Here is a 23,922-nt window from a genome sequence, read left to right on the forward strand (position 1 = left end):
GCGATGACCAGCCCGGCCCTGAACCTCGCCGTCGAGCGCCACGGCATCCCGGTGGCGCGGACGAAACCGTCACTCAGCTCACGCGAAAAGCGCTTTCGCGGCCTGTTATGGGCGGCGTTCCTGCTTCAGCTTGGGGCGTTCCTGTGGCTCTATACCGGCGGCCAGTATCAGCTGGACGCCGCGCAATCGGGCGGTGCGCGCTATTTCTCGCTCGCGCGCTATGCCGTGCTGCTGCTGCTGGGCGGTCATGTCGTCCTGACGCTCAATCGCGGAGCGGACTTTCGCGCGCTGATCCGGGAGAATGCCGCCTCCTATGCGGTGATCGGGATGATGATCGTCTCGGTCGCATGGTCGTCCTATCCCTGGGACAGCATTCGCGGCGCGACGCAGTTGCTGCTCGCCAATGTGATCGCCACCGCGCTGTTCCTGGAAAGCCCGACGACGCTCGGCCTGGCGCGGCTGCGGTCGATGGCGGCGTGCTTCGTCGTGCTGAGTACGCTGTTCTCGGCGGCGTTTCCCCATCTGGCGACGATCGCGGGCGGTTACGGCGACGTGTACAAGGGCGCGCTGCGCGGTATCCTCAGCGACAAGAACCCCTTCGGCAACGCCCTGTCCAGCTGCATGGTCGTGCTGGTCCTGACCGCGCGGATCGGCCCCGGCTCCTGGTTCCGCTCGCCCTATATGGCGTGCATCGCCGCCGGGCTGGTCATGCTGGTGCTCAGCCAGTCGGCGACCAGCATGATCGCGTTCCTGATCCCCACCCTGCTCTTCGCGGTGAACCGCACCGTGCTGGCGCAGACGCCCAATGCCGGGCTTCGCCTGCTGCTGGTGGCGATCGGCACGCTGGTGGCGGGCTTCGTCGCCTTTGTCGGCCCGACCCTGCTGGCCGAGGCGAGTGGTACCGTCGGTCGCGATGCGACGCTGACAGGCCGGACCGAGATCTGGGAGCTGACGTGGAACGCCGCGCTCCAGCGCCCCCTGCTCGGCCATGGCTATCTGTCCTTCTGGCAGGATTATATCGGCGAGAACGGCATGCTCGCGCGGCTGGGCATGTGGGAAGTCGCCGAGGCGCATAACGGCTTTATCGAGGTGCTGCTCAGCGCAGGGTTCGTCGGCCTGACATTGGTCGTCGTCGTGCTGCTCTATCTGCTGGTGCGGTCGTTCACCGGCATGATCCTGCAACCCCGCAACGGCAGTGCCGAGGCCGCGCTGCTGCTGGTGTTGAACATCGTGCTCGAGAACTTCACCGAATCCGTCTACCTCGCCCCCAATTACGCCGCGACCACGATGATCGCGGTGGCCTGCATCCTGGCGCATCGGCGCGACTATAGCACGGGCCCGACATGACCTCTTCGCTTGACCAACAGGCCAGCGCCCCGCGCGACGGGGCCTGTCCGCCCATTATCCTGTTCTCCACGACCGACGGGCGCGGCGACCGGACCGCCATGCTCCAGCGCATGGTCGCCTCCGTCGCGCGGTTTCGCGCGGCGACCGGCGCGTCGGTCCGCCTGCTGCTGCTGCGCCAATGTGCCGAGGACGGGTCGATCGACCTGCCCTCCTGGGTCGAGGTCAGCGAGGTGATCGGCCACCTGCCCCTGTCGGTGGCGCGCAACCGGTTGATCGAATCGGTCACGGTCCAGGCGGATGCCGTGGTCGCCTTTCCCGACGACGACGCCTGGTATCCCGACGGCGCGCTGGAGCATATCGTCGCGCGGTTCCGGACGCAGGCGACGCTGGACTTCTGGTTCTGTCGCTATGCCAATGCGCCGGTCGCGGTCGACGCCGCACGCGAGCGCAAGCCCGTGCTGCAGGATGTGCTGCGCGAGGCTTCGTCGAACACCATCGTCGTGCGCGGCCGCCTGTTGAACGCAATCGGCGGGTTCGATCCCGAACTGGGCGTCGGCACCCCGCTGGGCTCGGCCGAGGATACCGACTTCGCGATCCGCGCATTCGGCTCGGCACGGGCGTCGTGCATGCTCGACGCCGCCGTGATCGGGCATCGCGACAGGAACACCGCGATGCGCGCCCGCTATTATCGCGGCGCGCTGATCACCATCATCCGTCACGCCCGCACTGTCCCCGGTGGTCGGAAGGCGGCGTTGCGCAAGGTCGCGGTCGGCATGGCGCTGACCGTGACGCGGTCGATGTCGGTCAAGGACTTCCGCCGGGCGATGCGCGAAGGCGCCGCCGCCTGGCGTCACGCGCCGCACACCCGCCCGGCCGCCTGACGAAGAAGGCGAACATGCTCATGCCCACCTCTCCCACCGTCTCGATCATCATTCCGGTCCGCAACCGGCCCGTGCTGATCCGCCGCGCGATCGAAACCTGCCTGGCGCAGACGCGACCGGCTGAGCAGATCGTCGTCGTCGATGATGGCTCCACCGACGACACCGCCGCCGTGGTCGAGGAATTGCGCGCGACGGTCGACACGCTCGTCCTGGTCCGCCGCCCGGTCAGCGGTGGTGCGGCGGTGGCGCGCAACAGTGGTGCTGCGGTGGCGACGGGCGATTATCTCGCCTTTCTCGACTCCGACGACGAGTGGGAACCGACCAAGCTGGAACGCCAGATGGCGCTGGCCGCCGCGCATCCTGAATGCCCCGGTATCTTCTGCGGCATCCTGTACCGCTATGCGGGCCGGGCCGAGCGACAGCTGATGCCGCCGCCGGTGGTGACGCGCCGCCAGCTCGAGATCGAGAACACCCTCGCCTCGACCTCGACCGGACTGGTCCGCACCGACGCCTTTTGCGCGGTCGGCGGCTTTTCCGAGGATCTGCCGAATTGCGAGGATTGGGAATTGTGGCTGAAGCTCGCCGGGATCGGGTCGTTGCGCGTCGTCCAGGAACTGCTGCTGCATTACACGTTCGATGCCAACAACAAGCTGTCGCGCGATGCCGAGAAGCTGCTGCGCGGGCATGAGATGGTGTTCGCGCGTATCGTCGCGGCCCTGCCCGCCGCTGCGCCACATCGCTGGATCGCGGCGATGCACGAATTGAAGCGGGCGGAACAGCATGTGCGCGTGACCGGCGATCATGGCCGGGCGTGGCGTCACCTGGCGGGTGCGGTCACGCGCTATCCCTCGCTCTCCGTGATGAAGCGCGCGCTGCACCTGGGGATGGTCGATATCCGGCACGGGCGGCGCAACTGATACACCGCCCGGCCCGACCGGGGTCAGCGGCGGCGTTTCACCGCCACACGCGCCGTATCCAGCACCCGCATCGGCAGCGAGCGCTGCCCCGCCACGACGGCGGCCACCGTCGCCTCGTCCATGTCGCAGCGGATCGAGGTCCGCGGCCGCAACCAGGCACGCGCACGGGCCAGGCCGCAATCGCTGGTATAGACATGCCGGAACGGCCGCCGCCGCAGCGCGTCGATCACCCGTCGGTCGTAACGGCCGAACGGGATCGCCGCCTCGGTAATCGGCGCGGCGATCAGGTCGCCCAGGATCGTGCAACTCTGGTCGAGTTCGGCGTCCAGCCGGGCATCGTCGCAATCGGGCCAGGCCGGATGGTGCAGGCCATGCGTGCCCACGCCCATCCCCTCGCGCGCCAGCGTACGGACGGCAGCGGGGTCGAGAAAGCCGCGCTCGTCCAGCATCCCCGCCAGCACGAAGAAGGTCGCGGCCAATCCCCGCCTGCGCAGGCCGGGCAGGCCGATGGCCACATCCGACATATTGCCGTCGTCGAACGTGATCAGGTAGCGCCGCCGATCGCGCGCATCGGCGATGCGGTCGAGGATCGCCTCATAGCGCGCCTCGCTGATCCAATAGGGCGTTTCGTCGTCGGGCACCGGCCGGTCAGGCTCACCGATGCCGTGGAAGTTGATGATGATGGTATCGCCGAGCATCGGGATCAGCCTTTCAGCGAAAGGGAGGCAGGCAGACCGCCGGACCGAACGCCCGGCCGCCGGAGGGCACGAAGCCCCAGTAGGAAGTCGCTAAGCGCCAGCTTGCGCTTGGCGACCAGCGACAGGCCCGAGATCAGCTTGCGCACATACTCGCCCGCCAGCCTCGGACTCGCCCAGGCGTTGCGGGCCAGCACGGTCGCGGACCCGGCGAAATAGCGCGCCCGGTTGGCCGGGTTCCAGTCCCGATGCCCGATCAACGCGTGACCACAGGCCAGCCCCTTGCCCCCCGAACGATAGAGGCGAACCGCGAAATCGGTATCCTCGCCACCGTTCAGCGCGGTGCCGACGCCCAGCCCCTCGTCGAACAAACCGACCCGGGCCATCAGCGAGCCGCGAATGACGAGCGTGATCGACGAACTGCGCCGCACCACGTCGCTGGCCCGCGCGCGGTGCGTCGCGCCGAACAGCGCCGGGTCGGCGGCGGGCGACGATCCATAGCGGCAGAACCAATATTGCAACTGCGGATCCGTCACGAACATCTGCCCGACCATGGGCAGATAGGTGTCGGTAAACCAGCAATCGTCATCCGGGAACAGCACCAGCGAGCCGTCCGCGAAGCCCTCCTCCGCCGCGATCGTCCGCAGGATCCGGTTGCGCGCCTGCGACAGCGACATGCGCGTATCGGAGGTCATGGGCCGGACGAAGCCGGACAGCGTCGCGATCGCACGCATCGCCCGTGCATCGGGTCGCTGGAACAGGGTGATCAAGGTCAGATCGACCTGTCCGGCGACCATCTGCAACGACGACACCAGTCGCTGATAATCGTCGCTTACCCCATCACGACTATCGGTCGTGCATACCAGCCAGATCATAGCCCCCCCCCTTTATTTCAGGAAGGCGGATAATCAGTCGCGATCGCCAATAATAATGAATGTTAAGCCGGGTCATTTGTCATGTTCATGAAATTTCATGACATGTATCCGTAACTTCCGTTTCATCTCCAATTCATCTTGAGATGTCCGCTTTGCCAAGGCGCTGTGCAAAAGGATTTTTTGCCCTGGTCACGCGACAGGTGCGAAATCCGGCAAACGTCCATTACACCGCGCAACGGTGTCATGTTCCGTTCATCGCCGCCCCAATGCGGTACAGCGGTCATACGAATTTCCCGACAGCGCCTAGCCCCGCCGCGACTGCATTCGTGCCATGGCGGTCCCACTGCGATACACTCCCGCCGTCATGCGCATGCTCCGTTCCGACTCGCACATTGCGTGCGGCGCGGGACGGCGGCACTACCCGCATGGCATGGCGCATAGCGAACCGCTTCGGATGCGGCCGTGCTCAGGGGGCAGAAGACCAGGCATGAAGTCGATCGTCATCGGTATTCCGACGTTCAACCGTCAGATGTTGCTCACGAAGCTGCTCGACAGTCTGGCCGACGAAATACGGTCCGAACCGGCGGTGCTTCGCGTCATCGTCGCCGACAATGAATGTTCGGACCGGACGCGGGCCATCGTGACGGGGCGCCATGACATGCCGACCCATTATGTGCCCGTCCCCGAACGCGGCCTGTCACATGTGCGCAACGCCATCATCGGCGCGGCCTGTCAGCAGGTGCCCGACTGGGACTGGCTGGTCATGCTGGACGACGACGGCACCGTCACGCCCGGCTGGTTGCAGGCGCTGGTCGGCTGTGGCGAGCGGTTCCGCGCCGACCTTGTCGGTGGACCGGTCGATGGCATGGTGCCCGACGATGCGCCGGTGCTGGCGCAGGTCAGCCACTTTGCCGGGCGCGAAAGCCATCCGACCGGCCCGATCGACCGGCTCCAGACGACACAGAACCTGGCCATCTCGCGCCGGATCGAGGGGCTGCTCGGCTTTCCGCTGTTCGACATCCGCTTCAACGGATCGGGCGGCGAGGATTACGACCTGTTCCGCCGGACCCAGCATGCGGGCGGCAAACTGGTCTGGTGCGACGAGGCGCTGGTGCTGGAGCCGACCCCGGCCGAGCGGCTGACCAATCACGCGCTGCTCAGCCGCGCCTATACCACGGGCACCTATATGGGGCAGTTGCGCCGCCTGCATGACGGGACCTGGCACGAGGCGACGGGTGCGGCACGTGGCATGGTGTCGAGCGTCGCAAAGCTCGGTCTGGGGCTGGTGTCGCTGAACGCCAGGCGTACCGCGTGCGCCAGCTTGGACGTGGCGCATGCCGTGGGGCGGGTCGCCGGGCTGATCGGCCGCCGGACGTCACGCTATATGTGACGAACGACGGCGACGCTCAGGCGGGTCGCCGGCGCAGCCGCGCCACGCCGCCGTCGATGATCTGCCGGGCAAAGCCGACCACTTCGAACAGCGCGGCGCGCACGTCCCCGAACATCGCCAGTATCGCCCAGGTCGCGGCATAGGCCAGGGCATAGCCGATCACGAGCGCCACCAGTGTCGGCCCCGTCCACAGCGCGCGAAAAACCAGCAACAACCCCGCCGCCGCCGCCAGCGCCATGGCGAAGGGGGCGATCAGCCAGACCAGATCGGACCGCGACACCGGCCCCTTGCGCCCGACGAACCAGCACGCCGCCGGCGTGCGGATCAACACTTCGCTCGCCGAATAGGCGATCGCCACGCCCAGCGGCCCCCAGGGCAGTCCGCCGACGAACGCGATGATGCACACGGTCGTATTGACCAGCGCCCAGGTCGCCAGGTCCGACGAGCGGCGCTGCGTGATCATCAGCCAGCCCAGCGTGCTGCCGAAAATCTCCAGCAGCCCGGCCATCGCCAGTGCGCGAAAGATCGGCACGACCTCGGCCCAGCGCGATCCCAGCACCAGGTCGACGAACCAGTCGGCACAGACCATCGTCGCCAGGATGGCGGGTGTCGTGAACAGCGCCATCATCCGCACCACGCGCAGATAGGCGTGGCGATAACGACGCGGCTCTTCCAGCAGGCCCGCCAGCGCAGGTTCCATGACCCGCTGGATCGGGTTGTTGACTTGGCGCAGCGGGAACAGCAGCAGCTTGTACGCGCGGTCGTACAGACCGAGCGCGACGCTGCCCCAGACCTTGCCGATCAGGATATTGTCCAGGTTGCGCGACAGGAAGTTGAAGATATTGGCGCCCGTCACCCCGGCCCCGAAGTTCAGCATGCCGCGCCCGTCCGGGTCGCGGCGCGGCCGCGACGGCAGCCAGCGCGTCGCCAGCATCATCCCCGCCCCCGTCGCCAGCGTGGTGGTCAGCGACAGGACGAACACTGCCCAATAGCTGCGCAGGAACCAGGCGGCGGTCAGCGAGGCGACGAAGCCGATCACGCCCGCCGCCCCCTCGACAATGGCCAGCTGGCTGAACCGCATCTGGCGGGTCAGCAGCGCGCTGTGCTGGGCGTAGCAGCCCGACAGGAAGAACAGCGGCGCATAGGCGGCGAGCAGGTGGAAAACGCGCGGGTCGCCATAAAACCAGCCGACGACGGGGCTGATCGCCAGCGCGACGATACACGTCGCCGCCGCGAACACGACGTTCAGCCAGTAGAGGGTGCTCGCCTGGCGCTGGGTCAGCACACGGCGCTGGACCGCCGCCTGGCTGAGCCCCAGGTCCTGGAAGATCATCATAAAGCCCAGCACCGGGCTGGTCATCGCGACGACGCCGAAATCGGACGGCAGCAAGAGCCGCGACAGCACGACGACCGAGGCCATCTGCAACACCACGCGCAGGCCCTGGAGCGCGGCCGTCACCGACACGCCCGACGCGACACGCGCGCGCAACTGGGTGTTGACGGGATCGAAGATCGACCGTTCGTCGTCTAGGGCGTCAGTCATGGCGGTTCATAGCGATCGGAACGTCTCTCGAAACAGGGCCATGGGCCACCGGATATGCCGGGATACCCCCGGTCGTCATGCGCGTGGCCGTAGCAGGCGGCCCCAACGGGTGCACGACATGTAATGCAACGCGGCCCCCGGATGCTTCAGCGCCAGACGAAGCATCGGGCCATGATCACGCGCATGGCGATAGCGCGCCAGCCAGTGGGCATGGGCATACATCACCTGCCATTCGCGATAGCGGCGAAGGATCGCCAGCTGTGCCGGATCCGCCGTGTCGCGGTAGCGGGCGATCAGCGTATCGGCCAGATCGATGCGGGTTTCGGGCCGGAAGTTCGTGCGCGTGCCGCTCGACTGCTGCCCGCTGCTCGCGCCCGTCTGCGTCGTATAGACATACAGCGCCTCGCGCAGCAGCGCGGCCCGCGCGCCGTGTAGCAGCAATTCGGCGACCAGCATGAAATCCTCCGCCAGCCGGATATCCTCGGAATAGCGGATAGAGTGCGTCTGCAGGAACGCCCGGTCGATCAGGGGTTTGAGAAAGCCGTAGTTGAACGGCGAATGCGGCCGCTCGCTCATGACGAAGCGTTCGAAGTCGAGCGGCTCCTGCGGCGCGGCCAGCGTCAGGGCGTGGCCGGTGATGCAGTCGGCCGCCTCGTCATGGAACAGCATGTCGTCGAACACGAGGTCCAGCGACCCCGCCTCCGCCGCCGCGACCATATGGGCCAACCGCTCCGGCAGGAATCGGTCGTCGGCGTCGAGGATGGTCACCCACTGGCCCTGCGCCGCGTCCAGCGCACGGTTGCGCGCCGCACTGGGCCCCGAATTGCGCTCCATCGCCAGAACGCGGATGCGGGGATCGGCCTTCGCATAGTCATGCAGCACCGCCAGCGTATCGTCGGCCGAGCCGTCATCGACCGCCAGCAACTCCCAGTCCGCCAGCGTCTGGTCGAACAGGCTGCCGATCGACACCGGCAGATGCCGCGTGACGTTGTAGCACGCCATGACGACCGACACCTTGGGCCGTGACGCGGCGGGTTGCTCGGGGCGCGGCGCAGAGGGCGACAAATCGTTCACCGGGACATCTCTTGGCTGAAGCTGCGCCTAGGCCGCGACGGACGCGGGCCGGGCGGCCGGGGAAACGGACGGCGGCTCATGGCTGCCTTGGTGAAGCATGCGGGCCCGAAAGACCGCACCCGCCGGGCTGGCACGAAACGCCTCGGTCATGGCATCGAAGCGGCCTTGCGACAGGCCCGCTTGCCAAACACCTTCATCGAGGACCCGTCCGCGCAGGTCGGCGGTCAGCCAGGGCCACGCGGCCAGTCCGAACCGCACGCGCCATTCGCCTTCTTCGGGCAGGAAGGGCGCGGCGCGGTAGCTGGCGGCAAGCGCCCGGTGCGCGCGCGGACTGGCCACGCCGCCCTCGACATAATCCAGGAAGACCCGCCCCACGAGCGCGGCAGGCCAGACCCGGCGCGCCTGGAGCGCCGCATCAATGTCACGCCGCGCCGCCGCGATCAGGGCATCGCGCCGCGCCGCCGTTTCGCCAAATGCGGCGGCGGCCTTCATCAACCCGCGTGACAGGGCCCCGCGTGGCGGCAGCGGCGTGTCTTGGCTCAGCAGCTCTGCTCCGGAAAACACCGCCTGGCCGCTCGACTGCGCCGCGCGCTCGGCGACCAGATGCTGGACGCGCCATTCGGCTAATCCGACCGACGCGGCCCAGGCCAGGGCCGCGCCAAGCACCGTCAGGCACGCCAAACGCGTCGCCGCGTCGGCTGGACCAGCCGACGCGGCGCGCGCCCGCGAAGCGGGAACCGCGTCGTCATTCGGCGCGGTAATATTCGGCATATTTCTTGGAATAATAAAGCGCGCCATACGCCTCGACCGAGCGATCGACCATGGTCATCAGCGCGCCGACGACAGGCGCCTTGTCGCGCGCCAGCCAGTTCAGCCCGGTCGCGATCGCGTTGCGCGGCGTGGCGTTCCACTTGATGACCAACAACACCGCGTCAGACAGCAGCGCCACGGTGCGGGCGTCGGCGACGCCCAGCAATGGGGCACAGTCCAGCACGATCCGGTCATAGGAACCGCGCACCTGGGCCAGCAACTCGGCCATGGCCTCGCCGCTGAATACATCCTCAGGGCTGTAATTGGCGTGCGCGACCGGCAGAAGATCGAGACCCTCGACCTGATCGGCGATCACCGCCTCGGCCAGCGTGACGTCGCCGTGCAGCAACTCGACCAGGCCGCGCTCGGGCGTGATGCCGGTGACATCGCGCAGGCCCGCCCGACGCAGGTCGGTGTCGATCAACAGGGTCTTCTCGCCCGCCATCGCCATGATCCGCGCCAGCGACAAGGCGCTCGTCGTCTTGCCTTCATTGGGCAGGGTCGAGGTGATCGCGATCACCATCGGGCGGCCGCTCGATGCGGAGGCCAGCGAACGGCGGGTCACGCGATAGGCCTCGGCAAACGAACTCATCGGCTTGCCGATCACCTCGTCGGCGGGCGACGTATGGCCACGACCCAGACGCGGCACGGTCGCCAGCACGTCGAGACCCAAGCGCCGCACATCCGCGATCGAGCGCAGCCCGCGCGAGGTCAGCTCCTGAAGACAGACGACACCCAGCCCGGCGAGCAGCGCCCCGAGGAAGGTCGCCGCCAGCAGCAGTCGCTTGTTCGGCTTGCTGGGGTTGCCCGGTGGCGTCGCATTCTCGATCACCTGCGCCTGCGACAGCGAGCTGCTGGCCGCCTGGTCGCTGGTCTGCGCCTGCTGCGCCAGCCGGTCATAGGCCTGCTTGCTAGAATCGGCCTGCCGCTCATAGGTTTCGGCCATGGCGGAGGCGCGCGTGGTCGAGGCCTGGCGGCCGCGCAGGACGTTCAGATTGGCCTGAAGGCTGGCGGCGCGGGCCGACGCGGCGCGCGCTTCGCTTTCCAGGCCGCCGATCACGCGGTTCGCCTCGTCCAGTATCTGCTGGTCGATGGTGCGGATCTGCTGCGCGATACGCTGCGTCTCGGGATGCTTCGGGCCGTAGCGGGTCGATACTTCGCCCTGTTCGGACAGAAGCTGCGCGCGCTGGCTGCGCAGGTTCTTGATGACTTCGGAGTCGAGGACCGCCGACACCGCGTCGATGCCGCCGGTGCGGATCTGCGCCCGCGCCGCGGCGACCTTCGAGGCCGCGGCCGCCGCGTCGGACTGGGCGGTGGCGAGCTGTCCGGCCAGCGGTGCGATCTGCTGGTCGATGACGCTCGTGCTGCCGCCGCCGGTCTGCACCACGCCACTGGCGGCGCGGTAGGAGGCCAGCCGCTCGTCGGCGGCGGTCGCCTGCGCGCTCAGGCTGCTCAGGCGCTTCTGGAGGAATTCGGCCTGGCGGCTGGCGGTGCCGTTGCGCCGCGTCAGGCTGGCGTCGATATAGGTCTCGGCAAAGGCATTGGCGATGCGCGCGGCCTTTTGCGGATTGGTCGAGGTGAAGCCGACCTCGACGATATAGGTCGCCTTTTCGCGCGACGCCGACATGCGGCCGAGCACGGCCTGCGCCACCGCTTCGGTCCGGTCGGCAATCTGGGCGGGCGTCGCGCGCGGCCCAAGCGGCGGCATGCCCTTGGTGAATTCGGGATCGTTCAGCAGATGCTCGCGCGCGACCACCGTCGCGGCGATGTCGTGCGAGCGCATGACGCTGACCTCGGTTTCGACCACCGACTGGTCGGGGATCGAGCTGGCCTGATCGGTGATCTGGCCCAGCGCCGCGCTCTTCGACGGATCGATCTTCACCCGCGCCGTCGCCTGATAGCGCGGGGTCAGCATCATGGTGTAGGCGGTGCCCAGCACGGCGATCGTGATGAACGTCGCCGCCAGCGTGCGCCAGCGCAGTCGCAGGATCTCCAGCACCTGGCGGTACATGGACGAAATTGTCTCGGGCTCTCCCCCCGCCGGGGAAGACAGGCCGGTATTGGCCATCACGTCCATAAAAGATCCTCGAATGCTACTGGGCTCAAGGGTGGTAGGAGATGCCTACCAGCGCCTTGACCTGGGACAGTTCCGGCCCCGCCAAGGGGCTGTTGGTGGTGCGGCGCCCGTAGAAAAGCTGGCCGTTGAACGACAACTGGTGGTTGACCAGATACTGGCCGCCCGCCGACGTGCGGAACGAGGTCGCCCGGCCCGAAAAGTCGCGGTAATCGTCGAATTCCAGGTCCGCACCCAGATTGACGAGCAGGTTGCGAAGCAACTCGTGATCGATGCGCAACGCGGCGTTGGTCGCGAAGAAGCCGCTGGTGCCGATCAGGCTGGCATCGTCGACCTCGCGCCGTCCCGACAGGGTGACGGTGGTCAGCTGCGACGGGAAATATTCGACCTTCCCGTTGAACGACAGGCCTGAAACCGTGCGATACCGCGCCGCGTCGTAATTGCGGTTGATATAGCCGATGCCGATGCTGCCGCGCAGAAGCTCGCTAAGATCGGTGGACAGGCCCGCCAGCACCTGAACCTGGTTCGACGAGCGGTTGGGCACGCCGGGGAACAGCTCGGTGCGATAGCCGGTATTCGTATAGACCAGCTCGCCGAAGACGCCCGTGTCAGGGGTCAGGCCATATTCGGCATGGCCGATCGCACGCGCGATGCCGCGGTTACGGCTGTTCTGGCTGAACGGCGAGCCGTCGCTGGCGATCACCGTCTGATAGGCAAAGTCGGTATAGTCGCCCGACACCACGGTGCGCAGACGCGAGAAGCGGAAATCGGCGACCGCACGCGCCACCGAAAGCTGGATCGGCACCGAGCTGCGCACGTTCTGGAGCGCCGAGCCCGAAAACTGCGATTCATAGATCTTGCTGGTGCGCGCACCCAGCGTGACCGAATCGTCGCCGCCGATGTCGAGGCGACCCTGCGCACCGGTGGTCCAGCCATTCTCGTCGCGGGGTGACTGCTGGAAATAGCGCGTGATCGTGCCGGCGCCGTCGATCGTCAGGCTGTGGCGCGACCAGTTGGACTGGACGTTCAGCGACGGATTGACGGTGACCAGACCGTCGCCGGTCTTGTTGGTCGGGGCCTGATAGACGTTGTTGTCATAGCCCGTCGTGACCGACAGCGCCGGAAAGAGCGTGAAGCCTCCGGCGGTGATGCCGAGCGGCTGGAACAGCGGACGCGGCCGGTCGAGCACGCTCTCGTTGCGGCCCCGACGATAGTCGAAGGGGATCGCGGACTGGAATGCAGGCGTGCCGATCATGACCGGCGGCGGCGGCGCCACCTGAGCGGCGGCGGGCGAAAACGCTACGACGCCAAGACCGGCGACGCAGGGAAGAAACTTGGAGGTCCAAGGCATGACAGCCCTCCGTCATGATGGGGGACGTGCCTTACGGGCGACGCGAATAATCCGACGTGCCGCCGCCGCCACCGGACGGACCAGCACCCAGCGACTGGCTGGAAAGCGCCTGCGACGCCTGCGCCAGCGCGCCAGTGCCCGCCTCGCCTTCGCCGCGTGCGACCTTCTGGGCATAGCTGCCGACAGCGGCGGCCATCTTGGGCGACTGGCTCGCCACCTTCTTCAGGGCGGCCAGGACGACGGCGCGCGGCTGACCCGATTGCGACACCGCAAAGGCGATCGCGGCCTCGACATCCGCCTTGGAGGCGTTTGCGGGAAGCGCGGCCAGCGCCTGCTGGATCGCGCTAGCGAGCGCGGTGACGGCCGCGGCATCGACCTGCACGGGAGCGGCGGCGGGCGCCGTCTCCTGCGCCTGCGCCGTGCCAGCGACCATGAGCCCAAGCGCCGCCCAGGCGGCCAACCTCGTTGCCGTCATAAAACCCCCCATTTCGCCTTTCGGCTTTTATTCCACGAAAATCCCGGCCAGCGACCGGTCAGAAATATCGTTCACCGATACGCAACGTGTCACCGGGCCTGATCTCCAGGCCATCGAGATTGACTTCCTTTTCCGCGGACTCGCCGGCGTGCTTCAGGAACACCTTGCGCTTGTTGGCGCGGTAGGTGAACCCTTGGGCACGCGCCACGGCGTTCAACGCGGTCAGCCCGTTGGAATAGGCATACTCGCCCGGCTTGGTCACCTCGCCCAGGATGTAGAACGGGCGATAGGTCAGCACGTCCAGGCTGACCCGCGGTTCGCGCAGATACCCGTCGGCGAGCTTCGCCTGGATATCCGACGACACTTCGCGCGGCGATCGGCCGCTGGCGGGAACGTCGCCGATCAGCGGCAACGACAATGTGCCATTGTCGCTGACCGTGAATTCGCCGGACAGGCTCGGTTCGTTATAGACGATGACCCGAACCTTGTCGGCCGTGCCCAGCCGGTAATCGCCAGCGGGCTCCGCCGACGCCCCCGCACCGGCCTGCTGCACCGGAGCGGCGGCATGGCCTGCCGTCGAACCGGAAAGCGTCGCCGTCGTCTGGGCAATGGCAGGCATCGTGCAGCCGACTAGCAACAAGATGACCCCAGCAAACCGCATGAAAAACTCCACCTGACCGATCATTGGATACGGGAACGCCCGCACCGCAGCAACCGCGCAGGTGCGACACCGTCCCATTCATGGACAGTGGATGGCATGTCGACAGGCGTGGGACGGCGGGTCCGACGCTATGACAGACGCCATGACCATGCGACCGATCTACCGGGGGGTACTGGCCCTTATGTTCGCGGCGAGCGCGACGGCGGGGATCGCCCAGTCGAACCGCCGCCCGATGCCCGTGCCCGATGCCGATATGGTGGATCCTGCGCTCGACACCCGTTCACCCGATGCCCGCAAGCTGGAGGTGGCGGCGGTGGCCAATGCGCGCACCCTGCCCGAGTTAAGCGCCGGTATGGCGCGGGTATGCCGCGTCCAGTCCTGGCAGTTCGCTCTGATCCCGCTGCTCAACCACGCGGTACGAATGGACGTCTCGCCGACGCTGGGCAAGGGCGAGCAGGAATGTCTGCGCAGCGTGGTCTATGCCAGCCGCTATCACTTCAACCGGCGCTGACGACGGCCCGCTCAGGCGAGTTGCAGGACGATCTCGGCGACACCCGCCCAGGCAAAGACCGACACCCCCGCCAGCAATGCCAGAGTCGCAACCGGGCTGATCCGGCCGCGCAGGAAGGACGGCGGCGGCGTGGTCGAAACCTCGGCCCCGTCATCCTCAGCCAGCAACAGCCGGGTGATCGCACCCGCGGGCAGCGGATTTTCGAACCGGCAGCCATAGGCGCTGGCCGAACGCCAGACGATCCGACCGCTTACCGGGCCCAGCCCGGCCAGGTCGATCTCGACCTGCTGGTGCGGCTCGAGTTCGGCTTCGACGCTCAAGGCGCAGCCCTCGCGCGCGACGTTCACCAGTTGCACCGGCGATGGCGCCTGACCTTCGCGCCGCAGGACACTCCGTTGTCCGACATGGGTTCGCGCCGACGCCCGCCGATCGGGGAAGGGATAGCTGGGACGCGAGGCGAGCTGTGTCATATCGAGACGATCCGACCGTGATGGGTGCGGGCCTATACTGCCCCTGGGCCGCTTAACATGGCGTTAATCCAAGAAGATCTCGATATCGCGATAATATGTATTGCCATTCATATTTTTTGATAGGATCTTAAGCAACTACGATATAACGATAAATCCTATCTGCCGACGAACCCCTTTGTTCGTCATGTCACGCTTTGGTGGCCTGACACATCCTCGAAACGACGGCGTCAGGCACCGCTGCGCTTCCCATTTTTTCGTCCGTTGTCCGGTTGGGGCTTTTGTAATAGCCCCACATCGGACGCTCTGCCGGATGGGGGTATACATTTCGTGCGTGCGTCCGACGCTAGATTGCATTGGTATATTGGAGCCTTTGGTTGACCCGAGGGAGTGAGCACTTGGTGGAGCGTGCGCCTGTGCATGTCGCGGATCGCGGCATGGCGGAACGCGATGCGGAGCGTGGCCGGGGCCTGACTCCCTTCACCCTGCGTCTGCGCCTCACCTTCCTGCTCATGGGTGTCGATCTGGTCGCGTTCATGCTGGCCTTTGCCATCATCGAGCCGCTAAAGACGCTGGTCGGCAGCTGGTTCTCGATCATGGCGATCGCGATGCCGGTCTATGTCGGCATGGCCATGGGCACGATGGCCTATGGCGGCCGCGCGCTTCGCGCCAAGGCGGGAAGCCTGTCGGCCGCGGTGCGCGCCGTGCTCTTCACCTTCGCGATCCTTTTCCTGATCTCCTATTTCTTCCGGGTCGAGCAGCAGATTTCGCGGCTGGCGCTGGCGAGCGTGATGGGGTTGACCGTCCTCCTGATCGTCATCGGCCGCCTGACCTTCCGCACGACCGTCGCGCGGATCTGGCCGACCCAGATATGGCGCGAACTGGTGATCGTCGACGGTGTCGACGCCGCACCCGTGCCCGGCGCGGAAATGATCGACGCCGCCGCGATCGGCCTGGTCCCCGACCTGCGCGATCCCGCCATGTTCAACCGGTTCGCGGCGCTGTTGCACGGCATCGACCGGGTGGTCGTGATTTCGACCGCCGAGCGCTACCAGAACTGGGCCATGATGCTGAAGGGTGGTCATGCACGGGGCGAGATCGTGGTCGATACGCTGGGGCTGTTTGGCGCGATCGGGCTGGGCAAGCTGGCGCATTACGACACCGTCAAGGTTGCCGCCGGTCCGCTCGACGTCCAGCAGCGGCTGCTCAAGCGCGTCTTCGACCTGGCGCTGTGCATCCCGATCATCGTCGCGCTGGCGCCCGTCCTGATCCTGGTCAGCATCGCGATCAAGCTCGACAGCCCCGGCCCAGTCTTTTTCCGGCAACGGCGGATCGGGCGCAACAACGCCTATTTCGACATCATCAAGTTCCGCTCGATGCACGTCGCCCAGGCCGATACACAGGGCGCGCGCTCGACCCAACGGCAGGACAAGCGCGTCACGCGGGTCGGCCGCCTGATCCGCAAGACCAGCATCGACGAATTGCCGCAACTCCTTAACGTGCTGGGCGGCTCGATGAGCCTGGTGGGCCCGCGCCCGCACGCCCTGGGGTCGCTGGCCGGGGACCGGCTGTTCTGGGATGTCGACGAGAGCTATTGGCATCGCCATGTCCTGAAGCCCGGCATCACCGGCCTGGCCCAGGTGCGCGGCCTGCGAGGGTCGACCCTGCTGCGCGAGGACCTGACCAAGCGACTCCAGTCCGATCTGGAATATGCCTCCAACTGGTCGCTATGGCGTGACGTGCGCATCCTGTTCATGACCTTCGGCGTCGTCGTCCACCACAATTCCTTCTGAGGCAGCGGCGCACGCCTGCCCACCACGAGACGGCTTTTCATTTGTCGGAGTTATGCGCTAAGACCGCATCAGCGGCCACCATCGAATGGCCGGAACGATAAGGCACCACCGATCCCCGATCACGGCGACGGCGGTCCGTGGCGGAGGATGGGACATGCTGAACCGACGTTTATTCCTGGCCGGGGCGACGACCGCCATGGCCGCGCCCGCCGTGCTGGAGGCCCGCAGCGCCTCCACCATCGTCAATCCCGTCGTCCGCCAGCGCGCCGACGCGCAGGTGTTCCGTCACACCGACGGCTGGTATTACATGACCGGTTCGGTTCCCGAATATGACCGGCTAGTGCTGCGTCGCTCGAAGACGCTGGCAGGCCTCGCGACCGCCCCGGAGCGTGTGCTGTGGCGTCACCTGGCGAGCGGCCCCATGTCCGGCTTCATCTGGGCGCCCGAGCTGCACCTGATCGACAATCGCTGGATCATGTATTTCGCGGCGGGGCCGAGCGGTGGCGGCGAGGACGTGTTCCGCATCCGCACCTTCGCGGTCGTTTGCGACGACCCCGATCCCATGGCGGGCACGTGGTCGGTGCTGGGCCAGCTTCAGACCGAATGGGACAGCTTCACGCTCGACTCCACCAGCTTCGTGCACAAGGGCCGCCGCTATCTCGCCTGGGCGCAGGCCGAGCCGGGGATCGCGACGAACTCCAACCTGTACCTCGCGCCCCTCGCCACGCCGCTGACGCTCGCCGCCAAGCCGGTTCGGCTGTCGGTCCCGACGCTGGAGTGGGAGGTCCAGGGGTTCAAGGTCAACGAGGCCCCCGCCCTGCTCGCGCGCAACGGCAAGCTGTTCATGACCTATTCGGCAAGCGCGACCGATGCGCGCTACTGCATGGGCCTCCTGACCTGTGATGCCAACGCAGACCTGATGAATGCGGCCAACTGGTCCAAGTCGCCGGTGCCGGTCTTTCAGACATCGGTCGCGAACAAGGTCTTCGGGCCCGGCCATAACAGCTTCACCGTCGACGAGCGCGGGCGCGACGTGCTGGTTTATCACGGTCGCGACTATGCGCAGATCAAGGGCGATCCTCTGTTCGATCCCAACCGCCATACGCGGATGCAGTATTTCCGCTACCGCGCCGACGGAACGCCGGATTTCGGCGAACCGGTGGCGAACGGCCCGTTGCGGGTGGGTTGAGCGGGCTTCCCGCCACCTCCCCTGCAAGGAGAGGAACGAAGGGGATCGTCGCCCGCACGGATGCCCCTTGGGCACCGGCCGCCGCTCGGCTATGACCGGGCATGGATTTCGATCAACTGCTTATCCGCTTCTTCGGCACCGAGGATATCGGCGACCTGTCGCCCGACCAGCTGTCCGCCGGGATCGACCGGCTGCGCGTGCAATTCGGGCTAGAGCGCGACAGCGGCCGCCGCTTCGCGCTCTGGTGCCTGGCCTATATGCTGGGCGTCGCACCCGACCTGGACGAGGCGTTCGACAACGAGGAAGACAAGGACGCCGCGCGCGACTTCATGGACACGGTCGACCGCGAGATGGACGAAGACGAAGACTGATCAACGGACACCATCCTCACCCTTCCCACCCTGCACTCCCCGCCCAATGGAAGCGGAAGGGAGGAGCGAAACACCGGAAGGGTGAGGGTCGAACACACATGAAAAGGGGCCGTACCTCACGGTACAGCCCCCTTCCCTTTACCCGTCGCGCAGGATCAGATGTCCATGCGACCAGCGTTCATCACCTTGTCCCACGCCTTCACGAAGTCGCGAACGAACGGCGCGTTCGAGTCCGAGCAGGCATAGGCCTCCGCAAGCGCGCGCAGTTCGGAGTGGCCACCGAAGATCAGGTCGACGCGGGTCGCCGTCTTGGTGTGCTCCTTGGTGCGGCGATCGCGGCCGTTGAAGCGGTTGTCGTCGTCGGTCGGCTCCCACTCGGTGTTCATGTCGAGCAGATTGACGAAGAAGTCGTTGGACAGCGTGCCCACCCGGTCGGTGAACACACCCTCGGCCACGCCCGGCGCGTTACCGCCCAGCACGCGCAGGCCACCGACCAGCACCGTCATCTCCGGCCCGCTGAGGTCGAGAAGCTGGGCGCGATCGACCAGCGCTTCCTCCGGCGCCATGAACTGGAAGCCCTGGCGATAGTTGCGGAAACCATCGGCCATCGGCTCGAGCACCGCGAAGGACTCGGCGTCCGTCTGGTCCTCGCGCGCGTCCATCCGGCCCGGCGTGAAGGGCACCGCGACCTCGACACCGCCGTCCCTGGCGGCCTTCTCGACCGCTGCGCAACCGCCCAGCACGATCAGGTCGGCGATCGACACCTTCTTGCCACCCGTGGCCGAGGCGTTGAAGTCGGCCTGGATCGCTTCCAGCTTGGCCAGCACCTCAGCGAGCTGCGCCGGGTTGTTGACCTCCCAGTCCTTTTGCGGCGCCAGACGAACGCGCGCACCGTTCGAGCCGCCACGCTTGTCCGACCGGCGATAGGTCGAGGCCGAAGCCCAGGCCGCACCGACCAGTGCCGGCACCGACAGACCCGAAGCCAGGATCTTCGCCTTCAGCGAGGCGATATCGGCGTCATCGACGACCGGATGGTCGAGCGGATCGACGCGGTCCTGCCAGATCAACGGCTCCTGCGGCACGAGCGGCCCCAGATAACCCTCGACCGGACCCATGTCGCGGTGCGTCAGCTTGAACCAGGCGCGCGCGAAGGTCTCGGCGAAATAGGCCGGGTCCTTGTAGAAGCGCTCGGAAATCTTGCGATATTCCGGGTCCTTGATCATCGCCAGGTCGGAGGTCAGCATACGCGGATGCTGCTTCTTCGACGGGTCGTGCGCATGCGGCACGTCGGCGGGGGCGGACTTGGCCTCCCACTGCCAGGCGCCACCCGGGCTCTTCACCAGCTCGAACTGGTCCTCATATTCGAACAGGTTGCGGAAATAGTTGTTCGACCAGCGGGTCGGCGTCTGGCTCCAGGTGACTTCCAGGCCCGAGGTGATGGCGTCGCCACCAAGACCCGTCTCATGCTTGGAGCGCCAGCCCAGACCCTGGTCCTCGATCACCGCGCCCTCGGGCTCCGGCCCGACGAAGGAAGGATCACCCGCGCCGTGCGTCTTGCCGAAGGTGTGGCCACCGGCGTTCAGCGCGACGGTTTCCTCGTCGTTCATCGCCATGCGCGCGAAGGTCGAGCGGATGTCGCGGGCCGAGGCGACCGGATCGGGCGTGCCGTTCGGACCTTCGGGATTGACGTAGATGAGGCCCATCTGCACCGCGCCCAGCGCCGGGTGCAGCTCACGCTCGCCCGAGTAACGCTCGTCACCCAGCCAGCTGCCCTCGGGACCCCAGTACAGTTCCTCGGGCTCCCAGGTGTCGGCACGGCCACCGGCGAAACCGAAGGTCTTGAAGCCCATCGATTCCAGCGCGACGTTGCCGGTCAGCACATAGAGGTCGGCCCAGCTGATCCTGGCGCCATATTTCTGCTTGATCGGCCAGAGCAGGCGACGCGCCTTGTCGAGATTGGCATTGTCCGGCCAGCTGTTGAGCGGCGCGAAACGCTGCTGCCCGCCGCCCGCGCCACCGCGACCATCGGTCACGCGGTACGTGCCCGCCGAGTGCCACGCCATACGGATGAACAGGCCACCATAGTGACCGAAGTCGGCGGGCCACCAATCCTGGCTGTCGGTCATCAGCGCGTGAAGATCGGCCACCAGCGCGTTCAGATCGAGCTTGGCGAACTCTTCGGCATAGTTGAAATTCTCACCCAGCGGGTTCGACCGCGGGTTATGCTGGTTCAGCCCTTCCAGGCGGAGCCGCTCGGGCCACCATTCCTTGTTGCCGGGGCCGCCGCGACCGCCGCCCCGCTTGCCGGGGCCATTGCCGCCGCCGCCATGAGCGACGGGGCAACCGCCCTGCTTCTGGCCCTGATTGTCTTCGACCTGGGACGCCATCTTCCACTCCTCGGTTCAACTCGTCGGGCAGGCGCAAGGCATCGTGCCCCTTGCCCGTCAGACCGACATAAGGGGCCAGATCGGGAACAGAGTAAAACCGACTATCTTCGTCAGTCTGATTGAGTGGTCCGAACAGGCGTCGACGGGAGCGTGCTGGCCTCTGGCAGCACGCGGATTTCAAAACCGGGTTGGGCAGGCCCCGCGAACCGGGCAAGGACGGCACGCACCTGGTCGGCCGTCACCGCCTCGCGAGTAGCGACACCCTGGCGGATCAGGTCGACCTCGAACGCATCGTCCAGATCGAAGCCCAGGGCGGACAGCCAATAGCCGTTCTCGGTCCGCGCCCGCGTGAAACCGCCCAGCATGGTGGTCTTGGCCCGGGCGAACTCGTCCGGCTTGGGACCATTTGTGGCGAGATCGGCCAGCGTCGCGGACAGCACCCGCTCGAAATCGTCGATCCGGTTCGTCGCCAGCTGCGCCCCGACCATCAGGCGGCCATAGTTCGGCAGGTCGACCGGGCTATAGGTCGTGGCGAACGGGGCATAGGAACCGCCCTGCTTCTCGCGAAACTCCTCGGTCAGGCGGGTGCGGATGATCGTCGCGGCGACGTCCATCGCGCGGGTGGCTGGCACGTCGGCCCGGACGCCCTGCACCGGCCAGACCCGCGCGACCAGCGCCTGCCCCGCATCACCCCGGTGGTAGAGCGTGACCGGCGAAGCCGCGGGGGGCGTCGGGCGCACGCCGCGCTGTGCCGCGGTCACCCCCTTGTCGATGCGCGGCGCCAGCGTGCCGAAGCTCTTGGCGATCGCATCGACGATCTGGTCGCGATCAAAATCGCCGACCACCACCATCCTGATCGGCCCCGCCGACAAGCGTGGTTCCCAGTAGTCGCGGAAGGCGGACAGGGTCAGCCCCTCGATCTCCGTCCGGGGCGGGTAGCCCCGAAACCGCATGTCGCCGCCAAACAGATAGGGATTGCCAAAGACCTGAAGAACCGAGCCCGGCTGGCTGTAGACCGATTGGTAATTGGCCATGATCTCGTCGCGGAACTGGGCGATGCCGTTGGCACGGTACTGCATCTGGGTGACCCCGGCGGTCATGACCTTCAGGAGATCGGCGACGTTCTGGCGATCGCTGCTGCCGTCGACCTTCAGGGCGTCATTGATCATGCCCGCGATGAAGCTGATATTGCGTCCGGCCAGCACGCGGGTCAGCTCGTTGGCATTGAACGGCCCGACGCCACTGCGCATCAACTGGGCGCTGGTCCAGGCAAGGCCGGGATCGCCCGGCGTCTCGCCGATCAGGCCGTGACCGATCGACACGCTGACGCGGATGCGATCCTTTTCGAAGTCGGTCCGCTTCATGGCGATCTCGACGCCGTTCGACAGGGTGACGCGCTCGACCCCCAGATCGTCGATGCGGCGGGTCGCAGCCACCGTCGCCGGGGCGCCGGGCAGTTTCAGCTCGTCCCACGACACCGCGCGCACCGGGCGTTCGCGAATGGCGATCGCCTTGCGCGCTTCCGCCAGCGCCGTCGTCAGCGCCGCGTCCCCGCCCTCAACGGGCGTGGTGGAATAGAGGATCAGCCGGGGATCGGGGGCGAGCAGCCGCCGGACCGTCGCCTGGACCATGGCGGGCGTGAACGTCTTGCGCTGCGCGGCGAACAGGTCGCGGTAGAAGGTCTCGGGCGCGGACACGTCGCCCTGGTCAATATCGTTGACATAGCCATTGGCGAGGCCCGGCGAGGTGGCGGTCGGTCGCCCGGCGACCTGCTGGTCCAGCGTGGTGGCGATGCGCAACGCCTGCATGTCGATCTCGTCCTGCGACGGCGGGCCGGCCAGCGCGCCGTTCAGCACGCCGGTCGCCTGGTTCAGCGCCGCCTTCCACTGGCCCGGCTTGAACCGCAGACTGAGGTTGACCTGATCCTGGATATGGCGGCTGGCTCCGATCGTCATCCCTGCGCCGACCAGCGCCCCGCCCTTCTGCGCCTCGCTCGACAGGCGCTGGTTCAGGACGGCCAGCGCGATCCAGTTCTCATATTGCCGCTGCTGGCGCGCGATCGTCCACGGCCGCTCGTCATGCCGGGTGATATAGGCCAGATTGACGCTCATCGCGATCTGCGGATCGACCACCGCCGCCGCGTCGCGCGGGGGCGCGGTCGGCGCGCCGAAATCGGGCTTGTGCGGGGCCGCGCCCACCGCGTGCCACGCCCCGAAGCTCCGCCGGATCTCGGCTTCCAGCATGGCCGGATCGGCATCGCCGACGACGATCACCTGCGCGTGCGAAGGGCGATACCAAGCCTTGTAATAGGCGCGCAGTCGGTCGGCATCGGCGGCGGACAGAGTCGCATCGGTCCCGATGATATTGCGTACCGCCGCCTTGGTCCCCGCCAGCATGATCGGGTTCGTCACCGCCTGCACCTTCTGTGCGATCGGCGGCAGGCGCAGCGCACGTTCGGCGAGGACGACCTTGCGCTCGGTCTCCAGCGCGGCCGGACTGATCGTCGCGCTGCCCATCATCTGCGCCAGGACCTTCATCGCCTGTGCGTAGGATGCGGCATCGCTGCGCGGCAGGTCCAGGACATAGGTGGTCGAGGTCAGCGACGTAAAGGCGTTGGTATCGGTGCCGAAGCTGGCGCCCAGGCGCTGCCAGATCTTCACCCCCTCGCCATCGGCGAAGTCCTTCGTGCCGCGAAACACCATATGTTCGAGCAGATGGGTCCAGCCCTGCTGCTCGTCATTCTCCATCAGCGCGCCCGCATCGATACGGACCCGTACGGAGATGGAGCCCGGCGGCCGCTTCGCCTGACGCACCGCATAGCGCAGGCCGTTGGGCAAGATGCCGGTGCGCCACGCCGGATCGGACGGCAGGTCGCTGCCCGCGCCCTGCCACGACAGGGCAGGCACCGCCGGTGACGTGGCGGTCGGCGCGGTGGTCTGGGCCGTGACCGGCGCCGCCAGTGACGCCGCCAGAACCCAGAAAAGCGCCGTCGACGGCTTGCTAACGAGCATGATGAATCTTGTCCCCCAACACGAACAGCAATGCTGCCCCAGGGGAGCGGGTGCTGGCAAGGCGGTCATGTATGACAATTACGCCATGCACGGCGGCGTC

The 23,922-nt window shown here is 66.9% G+C and carries 19 protein-coding genes and 1 pseudogene; 8 read left to right on the plus strand and 12 right to left on the minus strand.

The window, feature by feature from the left end:
- The first annotated feature begins 3 nt into the window (after positions 1-3).
- Genes SOM26_RS09295 through SOM26_RS09305 form a run of 3 tightly spaced genes read left to right on the plus strand, consistent with a single transcriptional unit; the run spans position 4 to position 3,145 of the window.
- Complete coding sequence (locus SOM26_RS09295) at positions 4-1,347, plus strand: O-antigen ligase family protein (RefSeq protein WP_320452446.1); 1,344 nt, start codon at positions 4-6, stop codon at positions 1,345-1,347.
- Entirely contained in the window at positions 1,344-2,228 is an 885-nt protein-coding gene (locus SOM26_RS09300) for a glycosyltransferase family 2 protein (protein ID WP_320452447.1), read from the plus strand. Before SOM26_RS09295 ends, SOM26_RS09300 begins: the two co-directional genes overlap by 4 nt.
- A 20-nt stretch (positions 2,229-2,248) precedes the next feature.
- Complete coding sequence (locus tag SOM26_RS09305) at positions 2,249-3,145, plus strand: glycosyltransferase family 2 protein (protein WP_320452448.1); 897 nt, start codon at positions 2,249-2,251, stop codon at positions 3,143-3,145.
- A 23-nt stretch (positions 3,146-3,168) separates the two neighbouring features.
- On the opposite strand, the gene SOM26_RS09310 is transcribed toward SOM26_RS09305, so the two are convergent.
- Both SOM26_RS09310 and SOM26_RS09315 read right to left on the minus strand, forming a co-directional pair.
- The gene (locus SOM26_RS09310) at positions 3,169-3,843 is read right to left on the minus strand and encodes a polysaccharide deacetylase family protein (RefSeq protein WP_320452449.1); all 675 of its coding nucleotides are present in this window, start codon (positions 3,841-3,843) and stop codon (positions 3,169-3,171) included.
- 5 nt (positions 3,844-3,848) lie between these two features.
- A complete protein-coding gene (locus SOM26_RS09315; RefSeq protein ID WP_320452450.1) occupies positions 3,849-4,715 on the minus strand; it encodes a glycosyltransferase family 2 protein in 867 nt (288 codons plus the stop codon).
- 487 nt (positions 4,716-5,202) lie between these two features.
- On the opposite strand from SOM26_RS09315, the gene SOM26_RS09320 reads away from it, so the two are divergent.
- Positions 5,203-6,105 carry a glycosyltransferase family 2 protein gene (locus SOM26_RS09320; protein ID WP_320452451.1) on the plus strand — a complete coding sequence of 301 codons (903 nt, stop codon included), beginning with the start codon at positions 5,203-5,205 and terminating at the stop codon, positions 6,103-6,105.
- A 16-nt stretch (positions 6,106-6,121) separates the two neighbouring features.
- On the opposite strand, the gene SOM26_RS09325 is transcribed toward SOM26_RS09320, so the two are convergent.
- The 7 genes from SOM26_RS09325 to SOM26_RS09355 form a co-directional block, all read right to left on the minus strand.
- Complete coding sequence (locus SOM26_RS09325; RefSeq protein ID WP_320452452.1) at positions 6,122-7,648, minus strand: lipopolysaccharide biosynthesis protein; 1,527 nt, start codon at positions 7,646-7,648, stop codon at positions 6,122-6,124.
- 75 nt (positions 7,649-7,723) lie between these two features.
- A complete protein-coding gene (locus SOM26_RS09330; protein ID WP_320452453.1) occupies positions 7,724-8,722 on the minus strand; it encodes a glycosyltransferase family 2 protein in 999 nt (332 codons plus the stop codon).
- A gap of 27 nt (positions 8,723-8,749) precedes the next feature.
- Positions 8,750-9,493: a hypothetical protein gene (locus SOM26_RS09335; protein ID WP_320452454.1), complete on the minus strand. Its 744-nt coding sequence runs from the start codon at positions 9,491-9,493 to the stop codon at positions 8,750-8,752.
- Positions 9,468-11,609, minus strand: coding sequence for a GumC family protein (locus SOM26_RS09340; RefSeq protein WP_320452455.1), 2,142 nt, complete (start codon positions 11,607-11,609; stop codon positions 9,468-9,470). The genes SOM26_RS09335 and SOM26_RS09340 overlap by 26 nt, the downstream gene beginning before the upstream one ends.
- 25 nt (positions 11,610-11,634) lie before the next feature.
- Complete coding sequence (locus tag SOM26_RS09345) at positions 11,635-12,957, minus strand: outer membrane beta-barrel protein (RefSeq protein ID WP_320452456.1); 1,323 nt, start codon at positions 12,955-12,957, stop codon at positions 11,635-11,637.
- A 31-nt stretch (positions 12,958-12,988) separates the two neighbouring features.
- Positions 12,989-13,432: a hypothetical protein gene (locus SOM26_RS09350; protein WP_320452457.1), complete on the minus strand. Its 444-nt coding sequence runs from the start codon at positions 13,430-13,432 to the stop codon at positions 12,989-12,991.
- Positions 13,433-13,490: 58 nt separating this feature from the next.
- The gene (locus SOM26_RS09355; RefSeq protein ID WP_320452458.1) at positions 13,491-14,051 is read right to left on the minus strand and encodes a polysaccharide biosynthesis/export family protein; all 561 of its coding nucleotides are present in this window, start codon (positions 14,049-14,051) and stop codon (positions 13,491-13,493) included.
- A gap of 184 nt (positions 14,052-14,235) precedes the next feature.
- Here SOM26_RS09355 and SOM26_RS09360 point away from each other — a divergent pair, with 184 nt between their 5' ends.
- The gene (locus SOM26_RS09360; RefSeq protein WP_320452459.1) at positions 14,236-14,604 is read left to right on the plus strand and encodes a hypothetical protein; all 369 of its coding nucleotides are present in this window, start codon (positions 14,236-14,238) and stop codon (positions 14,602-14,604) included.
- An 11-nt stretch (positions 14,605-14,615) separates the two neighbouring features.
- On the opposite strand, the gene SOM26_RS09365 is transcribed toward SOM26_RS09360, so the two are convergent.
- Positions 14,616-15,074, minus strand: a complete 459-nt coding sequence (locus tag SOM26_RS09365) for a hypothetical protein (protein ID WP_320452460.1) — start codon at positions 15,072-15,074, stop codon at positions 14,616-14,618.
- Between the two features lie 398 nt (positions 15,075-15,472).
- Between SOM26_RS09365 and SOM26_RS09370 the strand changes: the two genes are divergently transcribed.
- The 3 genes and pseudogenes from SOM26_RS09370 to SOM26_RS09380 all read left to right on the plus strand — a co-directional run bounded on the left by SOM26_RS09370 (position 15,473) and on the right by SOM26_RS09380 (position 18,424).
- Positions 15,473-16,864, plus strand: a complete 1,392-nt coding sequence (locus tag SOM26_RS09370; protein WP_320452461.1) for an exopolysaccharide biosynthesis polyprenyl glycosylphosphotransferase — start codon at positions 15,473-15,475, stop codon at positions 16,862-16,864.
- A 196-nt stretch (positions 16,865-17,060) separates the two neighbouring features.
- Positions 17,061-18,041: pseudogene (locus SOM26_RS09375) on the plus strand (glycoside hydrolase family 43 protein); the annotation flags it as partial.
- 113 nt (positions 18,042-18,154) lie between these two features.
- Entirely contained in the window at positions 18,155-18,424 is a 270-nt protein-coding gene (locus SOM26_RS09380; protein ID WP_320452462.1) for a hypothetical protein, read from the plus strand.
- 155 nt (positions 18,425-18,579) lie between these two features.
- Here SOM26_RS09380 and katG read toward each other — a convergent pair whose 3' ends face one another.
- Positions 18,580-20,811, minus strand: a complete 2,232-nt coding sequence (gene katG / locus SOM26_RS09385; RefSeq protein WP_320452463.1) for a catalase/peroxidase HPI — start codon at positions 20,809-20,811, stop codon at positions 18,580-18,582.
- A gap of 110 nt (positions 20,812-20,921) precedes the next feature.
- Entirely contained in the window at positions 20,922-23,822 is a 2,901-nt protein-coding gene (locus SOM26_RS09390; protein WP_320452464.1) for a M16 family metallopeptidase, read from the minus strand.
- Positions 23,823-23,922: the final 100 nt, after the last annotated feature.

The organism is Sphingomonas sp. CFBP8993, assembly GCF_034044895.1.
In the GTDB taxonomy this organism is placed as follows: Bacteria; Pseudomonadota; Alphaproteobacteria; order Sphingomonadales; family Sphingomonadaceae; genus Sphingomonas.

What these genes read in the sequence shown, in the direction of transcription:
- SOM26_RS09305 (WP_320452448.1), top strand. Translation starts at nt 2,249, where the DNA reads ATGCCCACCTCTCCCACCGTCTCGATCATCATTCCGGTCCGCAACCGG.
- SOM26_RS09340 (WP_320452455.1), bottom strand. Translation starts at nt 11,609, where the DNA reads ATGGACGTGATGGCCAATACCGGCCTGTCTTCCCCGGCGGGGGGAGAG.
- SOM26_RS09310 (WP_320452449.1), bottom strand. Translation starts at nt 3,843, where the DNA reads ATGCTCGGCGATACCATCATCATCAACTTCCACGGCATCGGTGAGCCT.
- SOM26_RS09380 (WP_320452462.1), top strand. Translation starts at nt 18,155, where the DNA reads ATGGATTTCGATCAACTGCTTATCCGCTTCTTCGGCACCGAGGATATC.
- SOM26_RS09335 (WP_320452454.1), bottom strand. Translation starts at nt 9,493, where the DNA reads ATGCCGAATATTACCGCGCCGAATGACGACGCGGTTCCCGCTTCGCGG.
- SOM26_RS09295 (WP_320452446.1), top strand. Translation starts at nt 4, where the DNA reads ATGACCAGCCCGGCCCTGAACCTCGCCGTCGAGCGCCACGGCATCCCG.
- SOM26_RS09365 (WP_320452460.1), bottom strand. Translation starts at nt 15,074, where the DNA reads ATGACACAGCTCGCCTCGCGTCCCAGCTATCCCTTCCCCGATCGGCGG.
- SOM26_RS09320 (WP_320452451.1), top strand. Translation starts at nt 5,203, where the DNA reads ATGAAGTCGATCGTCATCGGTATTCCGACGTTCAACCGTCAGATGTTG.
- SOM26_RS09315 (WP_320452450.1), bottom strand. Translation starts at nt 4,715, where the DNA reads ATGATCTGGCTGGTATGCACGACCGATAGTCGTGATGGGGTAAGCGAC.
- SOM26_RS09355 (WP_320452458.1), bottom strand. Translation starts at nt 14,051, where the DNA reads ATGCCTGCCATTGCCCAGACGACGGCGACGCTTTCCGGTTCGACGGCA.
- SOM26_RS09390 (WP_320452464.1), bottom strand. Translation starts at nt 23,822, where the DNA reads ATGCTCGTTAGCAAGCCGTCGACGGCGCTTTTCTGGGTTCTGGCGGCG.
- SOM26_RS09300 (WP_320452447.1), top strand. Translation starts at nt 1,344, where the DNA reads ATGACCTCTTCGCTTGACCAACAGGCCAGCGCCCCGCGCGACGGGGCC.
- SOM26_RS09350 (WP_320452457.1), bottom strand. Translation starts at nt 13,432, where the DNA reads ATGACGGCAACGAGGTTGGCCGCCTGGGCGGCGCTTGGGCTCATGGTC.
- SOM26_RS09345 (WP_320452456.1), bottom strand. Translation starts at nt 12,957, where the DNA reads ATGCCTTGGACCTCCAAGTTTCTTCCCTGCGTCGCCGGTCTTGGCGTC.
- katG (WP_320452463.1), bottom strand. Translation starts at nt 20,811, where the DNA reads ATGGCGTCCCAGGTCGAAGACAATCAGGGCCAGAAGCAGGGCGGTTGC.
- SOM26_RS09325 (WP_320452452.1), bottom strand. Translation starts at nt 7,648, where the DNA reads ATGACTGACGCCCTAGACGACGAACGGTCGATCTTCGATCCCGTCAAC.
- SOM26_RS09360 (WP_320452459.1), top strand. Translation starts at nt 14,236, where the DNA reads ATGACCATGCGACCGATCTACCGGGGGGTACTGGCCCTTATGTTCGCG.